Source organism: Paracoccus sp. S1E-3, assembly GCF_013868135.1.
GTDB lineage: Bacteria > Pseudomonadota > Alphaproteobacteria > Rhodobacterales > Rhodobacteraceae > Paracoccus.
The window spans coordinates 1,944,478-1,958,603 of sequence record NZ_JACEMU010000004.1 but is presented as its reverse complement, the minus strand read 5'-3'; the positions used below and the strand labels follow the sequence as shown (position 1 = coordinate 1,958,603).

Here is a 14,126-nt window from a genome sequence, read left to right as displayed (position 1 = left end):
GCCCCTCCTCACACGATGGCCTTGCGGTCGCGTAGCGCCGTCAGCGCCACCGCCGCGATCAGCATCAACCCCACCACCACACGCTGCCATGTCGTGTCGATGCCCATCAGGATCAGCGAATTCTTGATCATCACCAGGATGAACACCCCTAGCATCGTCCCCAGAACCGAGCCGCGCCCGCCGAAGATGGAGGCCCCGCCAAGCACCACGGCGGCGATCACGTCCAGCTCCCATCCGACGAAATCGCGGGGATTGGCCATCCAGATCATCGAGCTTTGCAGAAGCCCGGCAAAGCCTGCCAGCGCCCCCGCCGTCACATAGACGAAGATCAGCGTGCGCCCGGTCTTGAAGCCGACCCGCTTCGCCGCTTCGGGCGAGGCGCCATAGGCATAAACCGATCGCCCGATCATCGTCCGGCTGAGCACGAGATGGATCACGAGCGCCAGCCCCAGATAGGCCAGCACCGTCGCCGGCAGCCCGAAACTCGCGCCCTTGGCATTGGTCAGGGTGATGAGGTCGGTCTTGCCGAAGGCGATCAGGGACTTCGGATATTTGTTGATATTCACGTTCGAGGTGCCGACGACGCCGTTCAGCAACCCCCGCGCCATCGCCGCCGTGCCCAGCGTCACGATCAGCGGGATCATCCGCAGCTTCCAGACCAGCGTGGCATTGACCAGCCCCATCGCCGCGCCCAGCAGCGTCGCCAGCAGGAACGGCACCAGCACGCCGGTTGACCAGCCCCAGTCGACCATCGCCCGCACCACCAGATAGGCCGCGGCAGCAGCAAAAGCCGGGAAACTGACATCGATCCCGCCCGAGATCATGACCAGAAGCACCCCCAGCGCCATGATGCCGATCACCACGTTGGACCGCGCCAGACTGAACAGGTTTTCCAGCGACCAGAAGGCGGGATTGACCAGCCCGATCAGCACCATCGCCAGCAGCAGGATGCCGGCGACCATGGCCTCGGTGCTTTTCCACCACGCGGTTTCGGCGCTCATGCGGAGACCGCGATATTCAGGCGCAGACTGTCGTTCAACGCGTCCTCGGTCAGGCTGGGGCCGGACAGTTCGGCGGCGATGCGGCCATGGACCATGGTGACGACGCGGTTGCAGTTGGCGACCAGTTCCGGCACGTCATCCGAGATCATCAGCACCGCCAGCCCTTCCTCGCGCGCCATGCGGTGGATGATGGCGTGGATGGTGGCCTTGGATCCGACATCGACGCCGACCGTCGGCCCGTTCAGGATCAGCACATTCGCCCCGGTCATCAGCCAGCGGCCGATCATCACCCGCTGCTGGTTGCCGCCTGACAGCGTGCCCACCGCGACCTCGGACGAGGGGGCAGCGATGGCCATGCCCTCGAACATCTCGCGGGTGGCATCGGCGGCCGCCTTGCGGTTCAGCCACAGGCCCGGCGCGAAACGGCGGATGGACGAGACGATGGAGTTGTCCCGGATCGAACGGGTCAGGAACAGCCCCTCGGACAGCCGGTCCTCGGGGACATAGGCGATGCCGGCCGCTATGGCCTGCTGAACCGAGCGCGGCGTGACATCGCGCCCGTCGACCAGCACCGCGCCCGTCGCGGGCGGCAACATACCGAAAGCGGCCAGCGCCAGTTCGGTCCGGCCAGAGCCGATCAGCCCGCTGACCCCGACCACCTCGCCCGGCCACAGCTTCAGCGACACCCCGCTGAGGCGACCGGGGACCGAGACATCGCGGTATTCCAGCCGCGGCGTGCCCTGTATCGCCGGGGCGTCGTAATGACCGGCCTCCAGATCGCGGCCAGTCATGGCGCGGGTGATGGCGGCCTCGTCAAAATCGGTAATGGCGCCTTCGGCAACCTTGCGGCCATTGCGAAACACCGTCAGCCGTTCGGAAAGATCCAGCATTTCCCGCATCTTGTGGCTGACGAACAGGATGGCGATGCCATGGGCCTGAAGGTCGCGGGTGATGCGGAACAGCCGTTCGACCTCGCGTCCGGTCAGGGCGGTGGTGGGTTCATCCATGATGATCAGGCGTGCATCGGCCAGCACCGCGCGCGCGATCGCCACCAGTTGCCGGCCCGAGGTCGGCAGCGTTTCGACCGCCGCGTCCAGCGGCAGATCCACGTCCAGCCGCGCCAGAACCTCGCGCGCCATCGCGCGGGCGCGCTTGCGGTCGACCACCCGCGCGCCTTCGCGCAGGAAGCTGTTGATGGTCAGGTTTTCCACCACCGACAGCGTCGGAAACAGCGAGAAATCCTGATAGATCACCTGAATCCCGGCGGCGGTGGATTTCACCGGGTCCAGCACCCCGGCGGGCTGGCCGTCGATCAGAATGCTGCCGGCATCGGGCTGATAGACCCCCGACATGACCTTGATGATGGTCGACTTGCCCGACCCGTTCTCGCCGGCGAGGCAATGGATCTCGCCCCGCATGATGCTGAGCGAGACATCATCCAGCGCGGTGACGCCACCGAAGCGCTTGGTGATGCCGCGCATTTCGATCAGGGGGGTCGGATTGGTCATGCTGATGCCCGCAAAAGAAAGCGGCCGGCCGAAATCCCCGGCCAGCCCGCCGATCAGAAGTCGTATTCGGCCATGTTGTCCTTGGTCACGCCGACCCAGCCCGCGCCATACAGCTTGTTGGGCGCCGCCGGATCGGGGGCGATCAGATCGGTATAGCCTTGCAGCCCCAGATCCAGCCCCGCCTTGATCTGGTCGCGCTTGCCTTCCAGCGCCGCCACCGCCAGCATGTTCATGGCATAGCCGGCCACCGCCGGATCCCAGAACTGGATATATTCGACCGCGCCATTATCCAGATACTCCCCCGCGACCGAGACCAGCCCGGTGCCCGAGAACTGAACCTTCCCCTCAAGCCCGGATTCGGTGATCAAACGACCCGCGCCAGCCGAGGTCGGCATCGGCCCCCCGATGATTCCGGTAATGTCGGGCTGGGCGGTAAAGGCCTCTTTCAGCTTGGTATAGTCCTGATTGGCGTCGTCATAGGTTTCCAGCCGGTCCATGGCGAGGCTCATCTCGGGGAAATTCTTCTCCTGATAAGCGATGGCGCCGTCGATCCATTCCATCTGGCTTTTCGAGGTCAGGCTGCCCACCGTCGCGACATATTTGCCCTTGCCGCCCATCGCCTCGCCCAGCACTTTCATCAGGTTCTCGCCATAGGCGAAATTGTCGAAGGCCTCGATGTCGTAATCGGCGTTCTGGATGTTCGAGGCCTCGTGCGTGATGACCACGATGCCCTTGTCGCGGGCCTTTTTCAGCACCGGCTCCACCGCCTCGACGCTGAAGGGCACGACCAGAATCGCATCGACGCCCTGCGCGATCAGGTTTTCGATCATCTGCACCTGCGCCGCCGCGTCGGCCTGGGACGGGCCGACCATAAAGGTGTCGTTGCCGGTATCGTCCTTGAACTGGTCCACGCCCTCGCGCATGCGGTCGAACCAGGCGATGCCGTCGACCTTGACCACCGTGGCGATGGTGTAGGTCTTGCCCTCGACCGAGGTGATCAGCTCCTTGTTCACATTGGTCACATCGACCGGGCCTTCCGCATAAGCCCCACCGGCCGCCATCGCGCCCAGGAATGTCACCGCCAGAAAATGTTTCATGTTTTCCTCCCTATGCGGGCCGCCTCGCCACGGGGGACATGGGCCGCCCTTCTTCTCCGCCGCGCACGGTTACATTCGAAAACTCATGCGTCAAGCTGGCCGGAGAGACAGTCCGTTTCATCGACGCGTCTGCGGCCGAGATTTCAATCTGTTGTTTTCATGAACATTTCCTTTCACCAGCCGCTGTTCACAGCGTCACGGGGCGGCGTTTCTCACATGCCAGCATGAGGAAATTTTGAGCTTGAATGAAACGTCACAACCACAGGGTGTGCGGATCAGCGAAAGCAGGCGTCGCGGCCATCGACCGCGATCGTGGCCGCACCATCCGCAATGGCCCGAGAACGCCGCGACCCCTGGCCGGTGCCGCGCGACTTCGGCGCCGGCAGCACAGCCGCCAGCCGCGCCGCCTGGGTGGCGGTCAGCCTGTCCGGCGTGGTGCCGAAATGATATTGCGCAGCCGCGTGGATACCGAAAACGCCCGGCCCGAATTCAGCCACGTTCAGATAGACCTCAAGAATGCGGCGCTTGGTCCAGATCGCTTCGACGAGAGGAGTCATCAGCGCCTCGGCCGCCTTGCGCAGCCAACTGCGACCCTGCCACAGATAGACGTTCTTCACCGTCTGCTGGCTGATCGTGGACGCCCCGCCCTGCTGGCCCGAGGCGACGACGCGCCGGATCTCGGCCATGTCAAAGCCCCAATGCAGGCAGAAATTGGCGTCCTCGGCGGCCACCACCGAGCGCGCCATCACCGGTGCGACCTCGTCCAGGCGTGCCCATTCGCGGCGCTGGATCGGGTAATCGCGGGCATTCTGGATGATGGTCAGCGTGGTCGGCGGGTTGAACAGCGCGAACAGGACGACCAGCACGAATGCTGCCAGCGCCAGTCGCAGGCCCAGATACCATGCCCAACCCGCCAGCCAGCGCCACAGCCGGAACCGCCATCGGGACGGGACGACGGCTTCGGTCACGGTCTCTGGCTCGGTCGGGTTGCGCATGGCCGCTCGTCTCATGCGGCCATGCGCAAGGTCAAGCCCGCAGGCCTGAAACGCGACGCTTACAGTTTCGGGGCCTGCGCGGCTGCGTTCTCTGCCGTGACCTCCTCAGCCGGCGGGGGGACCGCGCCGCCCGAAAGGGCTTCGCGCAGACGCTCCTCATCCTGCTTCGACAGAGAGCTTTGGATGACCCGGCCACGCTTGTGGAAATCGACGATGCGGTCCAGCACCTTGTCGGTGGTCATCTCGCGCACCAGCAGGAACAGCGCCGAGCCGCCGGGCGTGACCTTCTGCCCGATCTCGCGCATGAAATTATCGTTGATGCCGTAATCGGTCAGGTAACCCGCCAAGGCGCCAGACCCGGCGCCCACCGCCGCGCCAACCAGCGGATTCAGGAACAGCAGCCCGACCAAGGTGCCCCAGAAGGTGCCCCCAACCGCGCCGGCTGCCGTCAGATTCAGGGACTGGTGCAACTGGATGTCATCGGCCGTGGGGCGGGTCACGACGACAGCATCCTCCAGTTTGATGAGGTATTCATTCTGCAGTTTGACCAGTTCGGTCCGCAGGTCGAAGGCAGAGCTTTCGTCATCGAAAGCAATCACCAGAAGATCGGACATGGGTTCCCCTTTCAATGCGAGACACACGAACGCGTATGGCCCGGGCGCCGGTCACCTGACCGGCCGCTCGCCCAAGCAAAACACCCGATCACGAAGCCGGTTCCACTGGACAAAGCGGCCCGGCCGCGCTTCCTTGTGGACGGTTATTGTAAGGGAGGATTCGATGGATCTGGGCATCAGGGGGAAGCGCGCTCTGGTTTGCGCGGCGTCAAAAGGGTTGGGACGCGGCTGCGCCGAGGCGCTTGCCGCCGAGGGCGTCGACCTGATCATCAACGCCCGCGGCGCCGAAGCCCTTCTGAAAACCGCCGATGAGATCGCCCAGCGCTTCGGCGTCTCGGTCGAGGCCGTCGCGGCCGACATCACAACCGAGGCGGGTCGCGCCGAAGTGCTGGAGGTCGCCGGCCAGATCGATATCCTTGTCAATAATGCGGGCGGGCCGCCGCCCGGTCATTGGACCGAATGGACCCGCGACGACTTCATCAAGGCGCTCGACGCGAATCTGCTGACAGCCGTGGCGCTGATCCAGGCAACCGTTCCGGGCATGATCGAACGGAAATGGGGCCGGGTGGTCAATATCACTTCGGCCGCTGTGCGCTCGCCCATTTCGGTGCTGGGTCTTTCGAACACCGCCCGGACCGGCCTGACCGGCTTCATCGCCGGAATGTCGCGGGATGTGGCCAAGCACGGTGTCGCGGTGAACAACCTTCTGCCCGGCCTGCACGCGACGGACCGCGCCGACAGTCTGGACGGCGCAGCCGCAAAAGCCCAAGACATCTCGCTCGACGAGGCCCGCGCGCGCCGCCAAGCCAATATCCCAGCCGGCAGCTATGGCTCGGCCGCTGATTTCGGGGCCGCCTGCGCTTTCCTGTGCAGCCAGCAGGCCAGGTTCATCATCGGTCAGAACCTTCTGATCGACGGTGGCGCATTAAACGTCACCATTTAGCAGGGGTGCGACAGGGGTGCGACCGCCGACCGCATATCTGCGCCCCCTTCGCTGCGGCTCCCCCTCCCTCTCCGCCAAAGCATTCCGCGATCCAGCCCCAATTCACCACCCGAGCGCCGGGTGAGACATTCACCAACCGCTTCACGGCCTCAATGTGAATCGCTTTGAGGATACGCTCCGGTCAGTGCGCTCCGGCGATGCCGCAGTATCCGCACCAGTTCCGTAATAACAGCCTGGACTGTTCCCCTCGCCCCCCAGAACACCGATCCGGCGCAGTTTACCGTCGACAGAACGGCAAGCCGCCCCGTAATGCGAATTTTTCTCGCCTTCCAAATGGTGACGTGGTCAGTTGACAATCAGTTCCGCATGCAGAGCTCCAGCGGCATGAATGGCCTTCAGAATATCGATCAGGTCACGCGGAGAGACCCCCAGCGCGTTCAATCCGGCAACCACATCCGAGAGGGAGGAACTTCCCTGCACCTCGGCAAAGCCGATACCAGGTTCCTCGGTAATGGCTGCCTCACCCTGCGTCACGACAACCGTTTCGCCATCCGTGAACGGGTTGGGCTGTGAAACCATAGGCGTTTCCTGAACACGCAGCGTCAGATTGCCTTGCGACACGGCCACCCGCGAAATACGCACATCGTCGCCCATGACAATCGTGCCCGATCGGTGGTCGACCACGACCCGCGCCTTGCTGTCCGTCTCGACCACGATGTTTTCGATCCGGCTCAACAGGCGCGCCGGATTGACATTATCACTGCCCGACAAGTCGAGGACCACCGTCCCGGCATCGACCATCTCTGCGATCCGACCGACGTCGCTGCCGTTCACTGCGCGCTCAATCCGGGAAGCGGTCGTGAAGTCGGGATTTTTCAGCGCCAGGCGGATATTCCGCAGCGTCGAGAAATCAAAATTCACCTCGCGCTCGACGCGCGCCCCGGCGGGGATCGATCCTGCCGTCGGCACCCCTTGAATGACCGCGGCATTTTCCGCCTTCGCGGCAATGCCGCCCGCGATGACCGAGCCCTGCGCCACGGCATATACATCGCCATCCGCAGCGCTCAGCGGGGTCATGATCAGGGTTCCCCCCATCAAGCTGTCGGCATCGCCGATGGCGGAAACCGTCACATCCATCTGGCTTCCAGCCCGCGCAAAGGGTGGAAGCACGGCCGTGACCATGACCGCCGCCACGTTCTTCGGCCGAAACTGGTCCGAACTTACATTGACGCCCAGGCGCTCGAGAAGCGTGACCATCATATCTTCGGTGTAAGGCGCGTTCCGCAGGCTGTCACCTGTGCCGTTCAGCCCGACCACCAGGCCATAGCCGACCAGATCATTTCCGCGGACGCCGTCGAATACGACGACATCTTTCAGCCGGATGCTCGCGGCCTCGGCCACATTAAACATCGCGAAGATACAAAGCGTCAGAGTGACGATGATTTTCACAGGTATTTCGCCAAGCTGAGGTTGGAGAGGCGCGCGGTCATCGCAAAAAGCGCTTCAAGCTGGGTTTCGGTCTGGATCAGTTGGCTACCTGCTTCATAGGTATCGGCCTGGATCATATTGGTCCGCTCGATCTGAAGGCTCGTCAGCATGGTGTCCAGCCGAACGGAACCTCGCTCGATAATATGCTCGGTCACGCCGAGATCTGCGCGCATCAGCACCATCCCGGAGTTTCCTTCCATCATGGCGGCCCCACCCGCGCGCATCATGTCCACTTGCGCCGCATGGTCCCCGTCAAATGCCCCTTTGGCTACCAGGGCACCAATCGTCAGACCCAGTAAGATCTTGCGGGTCGCCCCATCATTTGCGGTCTGCCCGAAACGTATGGTGGTCGCTGCGTCGATGCCGAACTCCGCCACCTGTTCGGTTGACCCTTGATAGGCGGTATCGGCAAAGCCCCCCGCCCCAGGGGCGGCATCAAACCAATCGTTCAACCGTTGGAGCGCGTCGGCGGAAGTCGCAGCCCCGGCGATGACCGACTGGGCCTGACCAATCAGGTCGTTGGTGGAGATCATCGCGGGCTTGTCCATTTTCGCACCCGAAAAGATAAACTTGCCCCCCGCAGTGGTGTTCAGCGCCGAAATCGCGCTATCAAGCTGCCCCGCAACCGAGGTCGCAACAGATTTGAGAGTATGGTTGACCGCCAGCGAGGTGTCAGACAGCATGCTTCCTCCCATCGTCTCGGATATATCCTGCAACGACCCCAAGGCGGCCTGCATCGATGAAGCCGTCGATGCAGCTTCGGAAGACGCGCGTCGAAACGCACGGGCCTGGCTGAGGCCATGCTCAATCGTCGCAAGCCCCACCAGATCGCCATTCAGATGCTTCGGAATATCCGCCCGCAACCCGGTCGTCACTTCTTGCGACAGACGCTGAATATCCGACCGCAGGTTCGAATTAGCGCTTCGCAGCGTAAAAACCCGCGACAGATCGCCAACTGATACAAAATTCATCGCTATATCCTCAGAATATTGTCGATCATTTCGTTCACGGCCTGAATCACCTTGGCATTGGCCGCATAGGCCTTTTCAAGTTGAAGCAGCATTTCCATCTCGCGATCACTGTCGACGGCGTCAGCGAAGAGTGCGTTCTGAAGCGAGGACTGAAGTGTCGCATCGTGGGTCTTCTGGGTTTCCGCAGCCAGGCGCGCGGCCGACGCCGCCGAAAGAACGCCTGCAACCAAGGCGCCCAGACTGCCGGCGGAATCCGGGGCGCCAGCCGAGCTATATTGACGGATCGCGCCCATGGCTTGGGTCAAGCCGTTGATCACCGTAGAATTCCCGATATCCCCTTTTGCGCTGGCATGAAGGCCATCGCGCAGCCGCCAAAGCTCGCCACCCTGGGCCGGGTCCACGGCGGCATTGACGCGTAAGCGCGACGACAGCCCACGTTCGTTCACCGGATCGAAGTTGCCGGGGCCGTCGGTAAATAGACCGGAGCCACCAGCGGAAATACTGGGGTCAATGGCCGGATCCGCAAAGCGATCGTGCAGTTCGCGGGCCACCGCATCCAATGCAGCTTGCGCGGCAACGCCGTAGTCGTCGCGAACCTTGTGAAGTTCGGAAAGAGAGCCGCCCGCCAGCAAGGTCATCTGCGATGTGGATGCAGGCTCTCCATCAATGGTCAGCCTACCGAGAGTGGCGGAGTTGCTGTCAATTTCGGGCGTCAGGCGCCCGGTCGGCTGAAAGCCGAAGCTGGTTGACGTCGCGCCATCCAATAAAACCATGCCACCGGTGGTAAACAGTGCAATCCGCCCGTTTTCACGTGGCATTTCGCGGACCGGCACGATGCTGGAAATCCGGTCAACCGCCGCTTGACGGGCATCGACGAGCGATGCCGTGTCGCGGCCGTTCGCGCCTTCGGTGATGATCTGCCGATTGAGGCGAGACACCTCGGACAGGTCGTCGTTCAGCATATCGATCTGAAGTCCGATCTGCCGGTCGGCCTTCGTTCTGCTGTCCTGAATCGTGTTGCTGATCGCCCCCATCTTCTGAACCAGCTGATTTGCGGCATCGAACACGCCACGCAGGCGAACATCACTGTCGGGGCGACTGGCAGCCGAGACGAGGGCAGTTTCCAGTCCCGCCATCAATGCCGATAACGATCCGCTATCCTGTGGAAGGCCTATCGAACTTTCCAGCGTCTTATGAAAGTCGTGGCTGACGGTGGATCTGCCCAGACCGGAACGGGCGACACGAAACTCGGCAAGAACGCTGCTGGAGACTATGCGGCTGACACCGTCAACGTGGACGCCGCCGCCGTTCCCCGACAGGACGCGGGGAGAGAGATCAAGTTCGCGACGACCGTATCCGGGCGTCAGGGCGTTGGCGAGATTCGAGGAGACGACCTCGGTCCCGCGGGCGGCGGCCGTAAGCCCGCTGATCGCGTTGTTGAGTGCGTTGGCGATGCTCATGGCCGGTCAACCTCAGCGTTTGATATTGGTGGTTTCCTGCAGCATTTCGTCCACGGTCTGGATGACCTTCGCGTTGGACGAATAGGCGCGCTGCGTCTGGATCAGGTCGGTCAACTCCGCGGCGACATCGGTCGTGGAACCTTCACGGGCATAGCCGACAACGGCGCCGGTCGGGCCATCGCCCGCATCCCACAGAAAGAACGAACCCGAATCCGGCGAGACCTGGTAGGTCTGGTTGTTCAGCGAAGTCAGGCCATTCGGATTGGGCACATCGACCAGCGGGATCTGATAGATCGTTTTGATGAAGCCGGTGTCATAGGTCGCGCGGATATAACCGTTTTCGTCCACCTCGATCGCCGTCAGGTTACCGACCGGCGATCCGTCCTTGGAGATATTGGTCTGCGCAAAGCTTTTGCCCAGCTGGGTGAGGCCATTCGGATCGCCGAGCTTGCCAATCGTGACACTCATCGCATCACCGGCATATTGCGAGGTCTTACCGACCGTCAGACCGAGCGCACCGGTCGACGGGTCATAATTCGGGTGGGGATTTCCATTCGCATCAAGAACCTGCGCGAGCATACCCCCTTTGGTCTTGTCATTCGAGAAGACCAGCGTCAGGGTTCCGATCACGCTTTCATCGGCAGGTGTCAGCGGGTCGTTTTCAGTCGCGGAATCACGCACCTCCATCGTCCAGGTATTGGACATGCCGGAGGCATGCGAGGTGCTGGGCGCGAAGCTGACAACCAACGACTCGGAGGTCCCGAGATTGCCGAAATATTCGATTTTCGAGGTCAGAGGTTCGACAGGCGCCCCCGCCTCGGTGCCGGTGGCCGGCAGGTTGATCCCCAGTGTCATCTTCGTCGTCGGATCGCTGGCGGTCTGGTTGGCGTTGATCACCACGGGTTGCAGCCCACCCAGAGTATCGCGGGGCATCAGCGGAATGGTGCCATCGGCATTTGCCGGCCAGCCGAGCAGGACGAGACCGGAATCGGTGCGCAGCACGCCATCCGCGTCGGTGCGGAACGAACCGGTGGTCGTCATCATCATCGGCCGATCGTCAAACTGGTTGCCGACGGAAACCGATGGGGCCACCGGCAGCATACCCCGCCCGGAGATCGCCAGATCGGTCGGGTTGGAGGTCGCCATCAGCGTCCCGCGCTGGTCGATCAGCCGTGTGGTCGAGGCCCTTACGCCACCCGCCGAATAGACACCGGCGCCGCGTGCCTGATTGATGACCATACCGTCGAAATCGGAAATCACCCGCTTATAGCCGAACGTTCCCGAATTCGCGATGTTATCCGAAATGGTCGCCAATCGCGTGGCGTTTGCGGCCAGCCCGGAAACACCGGCATTCAGCGAAGACGAAATCGACATTCAGTCACCCTTTGCATGAGTCGTTTCGGGCAGGTTGCGCGACAATGTTTAAGATCGCCCTAACGCGCCCCGGTTTCGGTCGGCTACTTCAGTAAAATTAGTTCGATACGGTTGTTCGAGGGCGCCGCAGGGTTCGCCGGCTGGCTGCGCCGGTCGGCATAGCCGGTGACGCGCTGAATGCGTTTGGCAGGCAGGCTGGTCTTTTCCAGCAGTTGGCGGACTGCGTCGGCGCGCTGATTCGAAAGATCCCAGACGGGCGATTTCGCCAGCATGGCAGGATAGGACCGGACATGCCCCGCAATCGCGACCTGGTTGCGCGTTCGGAAGATGGCACGTGCGACAATCCCGGTCAGTTGCCGCAGGACCGCCGTCGGCTCGGCCGTATCCTCGGTGAACAGGGGTTCCTCCACGAGATCGCTCAGCTCGATCACCAGACCCTCGTCGGTCACGCGCGTGACGACATGGCGCAGGATGTTCTGCATCTGCATCGATTCGGCACCGATGCCCTTCAGCTGGTTCTGGATATGAGCGTTCAGCGCCGCCAGCGGATCCTGCTGGCCCTCGGCCGCAGCCTGGGCCGGGTTTCCGGCAGCGTTACCCTGATCGGCGCCCACCCCGCCCTGACCGGATTCGGTGCGCACCACGGTCGGGCTGAAATATTCCGCCAGACCCTGCCGCTGCTTTTCAGTGGTCGCGTTCAGCAGCCACATCAGCAGGAAAAAGGCCATCATCGCGGTCACGAAATCCGCATAGGCCACTTTCCAGGCGCCCCCATGATGGCCGCCTTCCTCGCTGATCGTGATCCGCTTGATCACGATCGGCGCGTTGTCGCCACGCGTGGCCATGCCACCACCCCTTCATCCGTTCCTGCCGGATGAAGCTCTAGCGGCCCGCGCCTAATTCCAAGTTAACAGATCAAATGCCGCGCATTTCCCGCAGCAGCATATCCGCCGCCTTTTCCGCGATCATGATCGTCGGCGCGTTTGTATTGCCCGACACGATACGCGGCATGATCGACGCGTCCACCACCATCAGCCCCTTGATATTCCTGACTTTCAACTTCGGATCGACAATCGCCGCGGGATCGGCGCCCATGCGTACCGTTCCCACCGGGTGAAAGATGGTCGAGCCGATGCGGCCGGCGGCCTCGGCCAGATCGGCATCGCTGTCGCCGCCCGGACCGGGACTGAATTCCTGCGGCTGATAGCGTGCCATCGGCGCCGCCGACATGATCCGCCGTGTCAGCCGGATCGCCTGGGCAGCCGTCAGCCGGTCCGATTCGGTGCTGAGGTAATTGGGCGAAATCTCGGGCGCGGCCATCGGATCGGCCGAGGTGATGCGCACGTGACCGCGACTGTCCGGCCGCAGCGGCACGACCGAAGCGGTGATCGCCGGGAAATCGTGCAACGGCTGGCCAAAGGCATCCAGCGACAGGGGCTGGACATGATATTCCAGGTCCGGCGTCGCCATGTCGGGGGTGGAACGCGCGAAGGCGCCAAGCTGGCTGGGCGCCATGCTCATCGGGCCCGAGCGGAACAGCGCGTATTCCGCAGCAATCCGGGCCTTGCCCCGCCAGTTGCCGGCCATCTGGTTCAGCGTTTTCGCGCCGCTGACACGGTAGGCGCAGCGGATCTGCAGGTGGTCCTGAAGGTTTTCGCCCACGGCGGCGTCGCGGATCACTTCGATCCCGTGCCGCTTCAGCAGCGCGGTCGGCCCGATGCCCGACAGTTGCAGGATCTGCGGCGAGCCGACCGCCCCGGCCGAGAGGATCACCCGGCGGGCGTGGAGGATCCGGACCTCGCCCGCGCGCAGGATTTCGACACCGACGGCGCGACCATCGCGAATCAGGATGCGGCGCACATGCGCATGGGTAAGCACCTGCAGATTTGGGCGCTTCAGCGCCGGTCGCAGAAAGGCTTTCGCCGTCGAGACGCGGAAGCCGCCGCGCTGGTTGACCTTGAAATAGCCGACGCCCTCGGCATCGCCGGTATTGAAATCATCAATTTCGGGGATACCGGTCGCGGCCGCCGCGCGGGCGAAATCATCCAGCACCTGCCACCGCAGCCGCTGCCTTTCCACTCGCCATTCACCGCCGGCGCGATGATGTTCGCTGTCGCCGTCGAAATAATCCTCGGATTTCAGGAAATAGGGGCGCACGTCGTCCCATCCCCAGCCGGCGCAGCCCATCTGCCGCCAACCGTCATAGTCCTGCGCCTGCCCGCGCAGATAAAGCATCCCGTTGATCGAGCTGCACCCGCCCAGCACCCGGCCACGCGGATAGACCAGCTCGCGCCCATGCAGACCGGGCTGAGGCGCGGTGCGATAGCCCCAGTCCGTACGCGGATTGCCGATGCAATAGAGATAGCCGACCGGGATGTGGATCCAGGGATAATTGTCACGCCCGCCCGCCTCGAGAAGCAGGACGCGCGTGCCGGGATCGGCCGAGAGCCGATTCGCCAGGACGCAGCCCGCGCTACCGGCACCGATAATGACGATGTCATGGTCCATGCGGCCCTCCCTGCCGTCTCGATTGACGGACATTACCGCGTCCATGGTCACCATCTTCGCGGCCGGCCCGCAGCATTGCACATATCTGACAGATGTCACCCGGCTGACGCAATTGCATGTTTTTGTAGAGACCGTGCGTGATCCACCCTTGATGCGGCAGCGCGCGC

At 63.1% G+C, this 14,126-nt stretch carries 12 protein-coding genes; 1 reads left to right on the top strand and 11 read right to left on the bottom strand.

Features of this window, described 5'->3' with window-relative positions; all coding sequences use genetic code 11:
• Positions 1–8 precede the first annotated feature (8 nt).
• The 5 genes from H1S04_RS09685 to H1S04_RS09665 form a co-directional block, all read right to left on the bottom strand.
• Positions 9–1,001, bottom strand: coding sequence for an ABC transporter permease (locus H1S04_RS09685; RefSeq protein WP_181745275.1), 993 nt, complete (start codon positions 999–1,001; stop codon positions 9–11).
• On the bottom strand, positions 998–2,509 hold the full coding sequence (locus H1S04_RS09680) for a sugar ABC transporter ATP-binding protein (RefSeq protein ID WP_181745274.1): 1,512 nt from the start codon (positions 2,507–2,509) through the stop codon (positions 998–1,000). The genes H1S04_RS09685 and H1S04_RS09680 overlap by 4 nt, the downstream gene beginning before the upstream one ends.
• Before the next feature lie 53 nt (positions 2,510–2,562).
• Entirely contained in the window at positions 2,563–3,606 is a 1,044-nt protein-coding gene (locus H1S04_RS09675; RefSeq protein ID WP_181745273.1) for an autoinducer 2 ABC transporter substrate-binding protein, read from the bottom strand.
• Between the two features lie 275 nt (positions 3,607–3,881).
• Positions 3,882–4,616, bottom strand: coding sequence for a monofunctional biosynthetic peptidoglycan transglycosylase (mtgA, locus tag H1S04_RS09670; RefSeq protein WP_255435496.1), 735 nt, complete (start codon positions 4,614–4,616; stop codon positions 3,882–3,884).
• A gap of 44 nt (positions 4,617–4,660) precedes the next feature.
• A complete protein-coding gene (locus H1S04_RS09665) occupies positions 4,661–5,215 on the bottom strand; it encodes a DUF1269 domain-containing protein (protein ID WP_181745272.1) in 555 nt (184 codons plus the stop codon).
• 163 nt (positions 5,216–5,378) lie between these two features.
• Between H1S04_RS09665 and H1S04_RS09660 the strand changes: the two genes are divergently transcribed.
• Positions 5,379–6,158, top strand: a complete 780-nt coding sequence (locus tag H1S04_RS09660; RefSeq protein ID WP_181745271.1) for an SDR family oxidoreductase — start codon at positions 5,379–5,381, stop codon at positions 6,156–6,158.
• Positions 6,159–6,503: 345 nt separating this feature from the next.
• Here H1S04_RS09660 and H1S04_RS09655 read toward each other — a convergent pair whose 3' ends face one another.
• The 6 genes from H1S04_RS09655 to H1S04_RS09630 all read right to left on the bottom strand — a co-directional run bounded on the left by H1S04_RS09655 (position 6,504) and on the right by H1S04_RS09630 (position 13,959).
• Entirely contained in the window at positions 6,504–7,568 is a 1,065-nt protein-coding gene (locus tag H1S04_RS09655; protein ID WP_220185186.1) for a flagellar basal body P-ring protein FlgI, read from the bottom strand.
• A gap of 35 nt (positions 7,569–7,603) precedes the next feature.
• Positions 7,604–8,617 carry a flagellin gene (locus tag H1S04_RS09650; protein ID WP_181745269.1) on the bottom strand — a complete coding sequence of 338 codons (1,014 nt, stop codon included), beginning with the start codon at positions 8,615–8,617 and terminating at the stop codon, positions 7,604–7,606.
• A gap of 2 nt (positions 8,618–8,619) precedes the next feature.
• Positions 8,620–10,077 (bottom strand): flagellar hook-associated protein FlgK, encoded by a 1,458-nt coding sequence (flgK, locus tag H1S04_RS09645; RefSeq protein WP_181745268.1) that lies wholly within the window; start codon positions 10,075–10,077, stop codon positions 8,620–8,622.
• 12 nt (positions 10,078–10,089) lie between these two features.
• Positions 10,090–11,451, bottom strand: a complete 1,362-nt coding sequence (locus H1S04_RS09640) for a flagellar hook protein FlgE (protein WP_181745267.1) — start codon at positions 11,449–11,451, stop codon at positions 10,090–10,092.
• A gap of 83 nt (positions 11,452–11,534) precedes the next feature.
• Positions 11,535–12,296: a flagellar motor protein MotB gene (locus H1S04_RS09635; RefSeq protein WP_181745266.1), complete on the bottom strand. Its 762-nt coding sequence runs from the start codon at positions 12,294–12,296 to the stop codon at positions 11,535–11,537.
• Positions 12,297–12,366: 70 nt separating this feature from the next.
• Positions 12,367–13,959 (bottom strand): GMC family oxidoreductase, encoded by a 1,593-nt coding sequence (locus H1S04_RS09630; RefSeq protein ID WP_181745265.1) that lies wholly within the window; start codon positions 13,957–13,959, stop codon positions 12,367–12,369.
• Between the last annotated feature and the right edge of the window lie 167 nt (positions 13,960–14,126).

What these genes read in the sequence shown, in the direction of transcription:
- H1S04_RS09685 (WP_181745275.1), bottom strand. Translation starts at nt 1,001, where the DNA reads ATGAGCGCCGAAACCGCGTGGTGGAAAAGCACCGAGGCCATGGTCGCC.
- H1S04_RS09680 (WP_181745274.1), bottom strand. Translation starts at nt 2,509, where the DNA reads ATGACCAATCCGACCCCCCTGATCGAAATGCGCGGCATCACCAAGCGC.
- H1S04_RS09675 (WP_181745273.1), bottom strand. Translation starts at nt 3,606, where the DNA reads ATGAAACATTTTCTGGCGGTGACATTCCTGGGCGCGATGGCGGCCGGT.
- mtgA (WP_255435496.1), bottom strand. Translation starts at nt 4,616, where the DNA reads ATGAGACGAGCGGCCATGCGCAACCCGACCGAGCCAGAGACCGTGACC.
- H1S04_RS09665 (WP_181745272.1), bottom strand. Translation starts at nt 5,215, where the DNA reads ATGTCCGATCTTCTGGTGATTGCTTTCGATGACGAAAGCTCTGCCTTC.
- H1S04_RS09660 (WP_181745271.1), top strand. Translation starts at nt 5,379, where the DNA reads ATGGATCTGGGCATCAGGGGGAAGCGCGCTCTGGTTTGCGCGGCGTCA.
- H1S04_RS09655 (WP_220185186.1), bottom strand. Translation starts at nt 7,568, where the DNA reads ATGTTTAATGTGGCCGAGGCCGCGAGCATCCGGCTGAAAGATGTCGTC.
- H1S04_RS09650 (WP_181745269.1), bottom strand. Translation starts at nt 8,617, where the DNA reads ATGAATTTTGTATCAGTTGGCGATCTGTCGCGGGTTTTTACGCTGCGA.
- flgK (WP_181745268.1), bottom strand. Translation starts at nt 10,077, where the DNA reads ATGAGCATCGCCAACGCACTCAACAACGCGATCAGCGGGCTTACGGCC.
- H1S04_RS09640 (WP_181745267.1), bottom strand. Translation starts at nt 11,451, where the DNA reads ATGTCGATTTCGTCTTCGCTGAATGCCGGTGTTTCCGGGCTGGCCGCA.
- H1S04_RS09635 (WP_181745266.1), bottom strand. Translation starts at nt 12,296, where the DNA reads ATGGCCACGCGTGGCGACAACGCGCCGATCGTGATCAAGCGGATCACG.
- H1S04_RS09630 (WP_181745265.1), bottom strand. Translation starts at nt 13,959, where the DNA reads ATGGACCATGACATCGTCATTATCGGTGCCGGTAGCGCGGGCTGCGTC.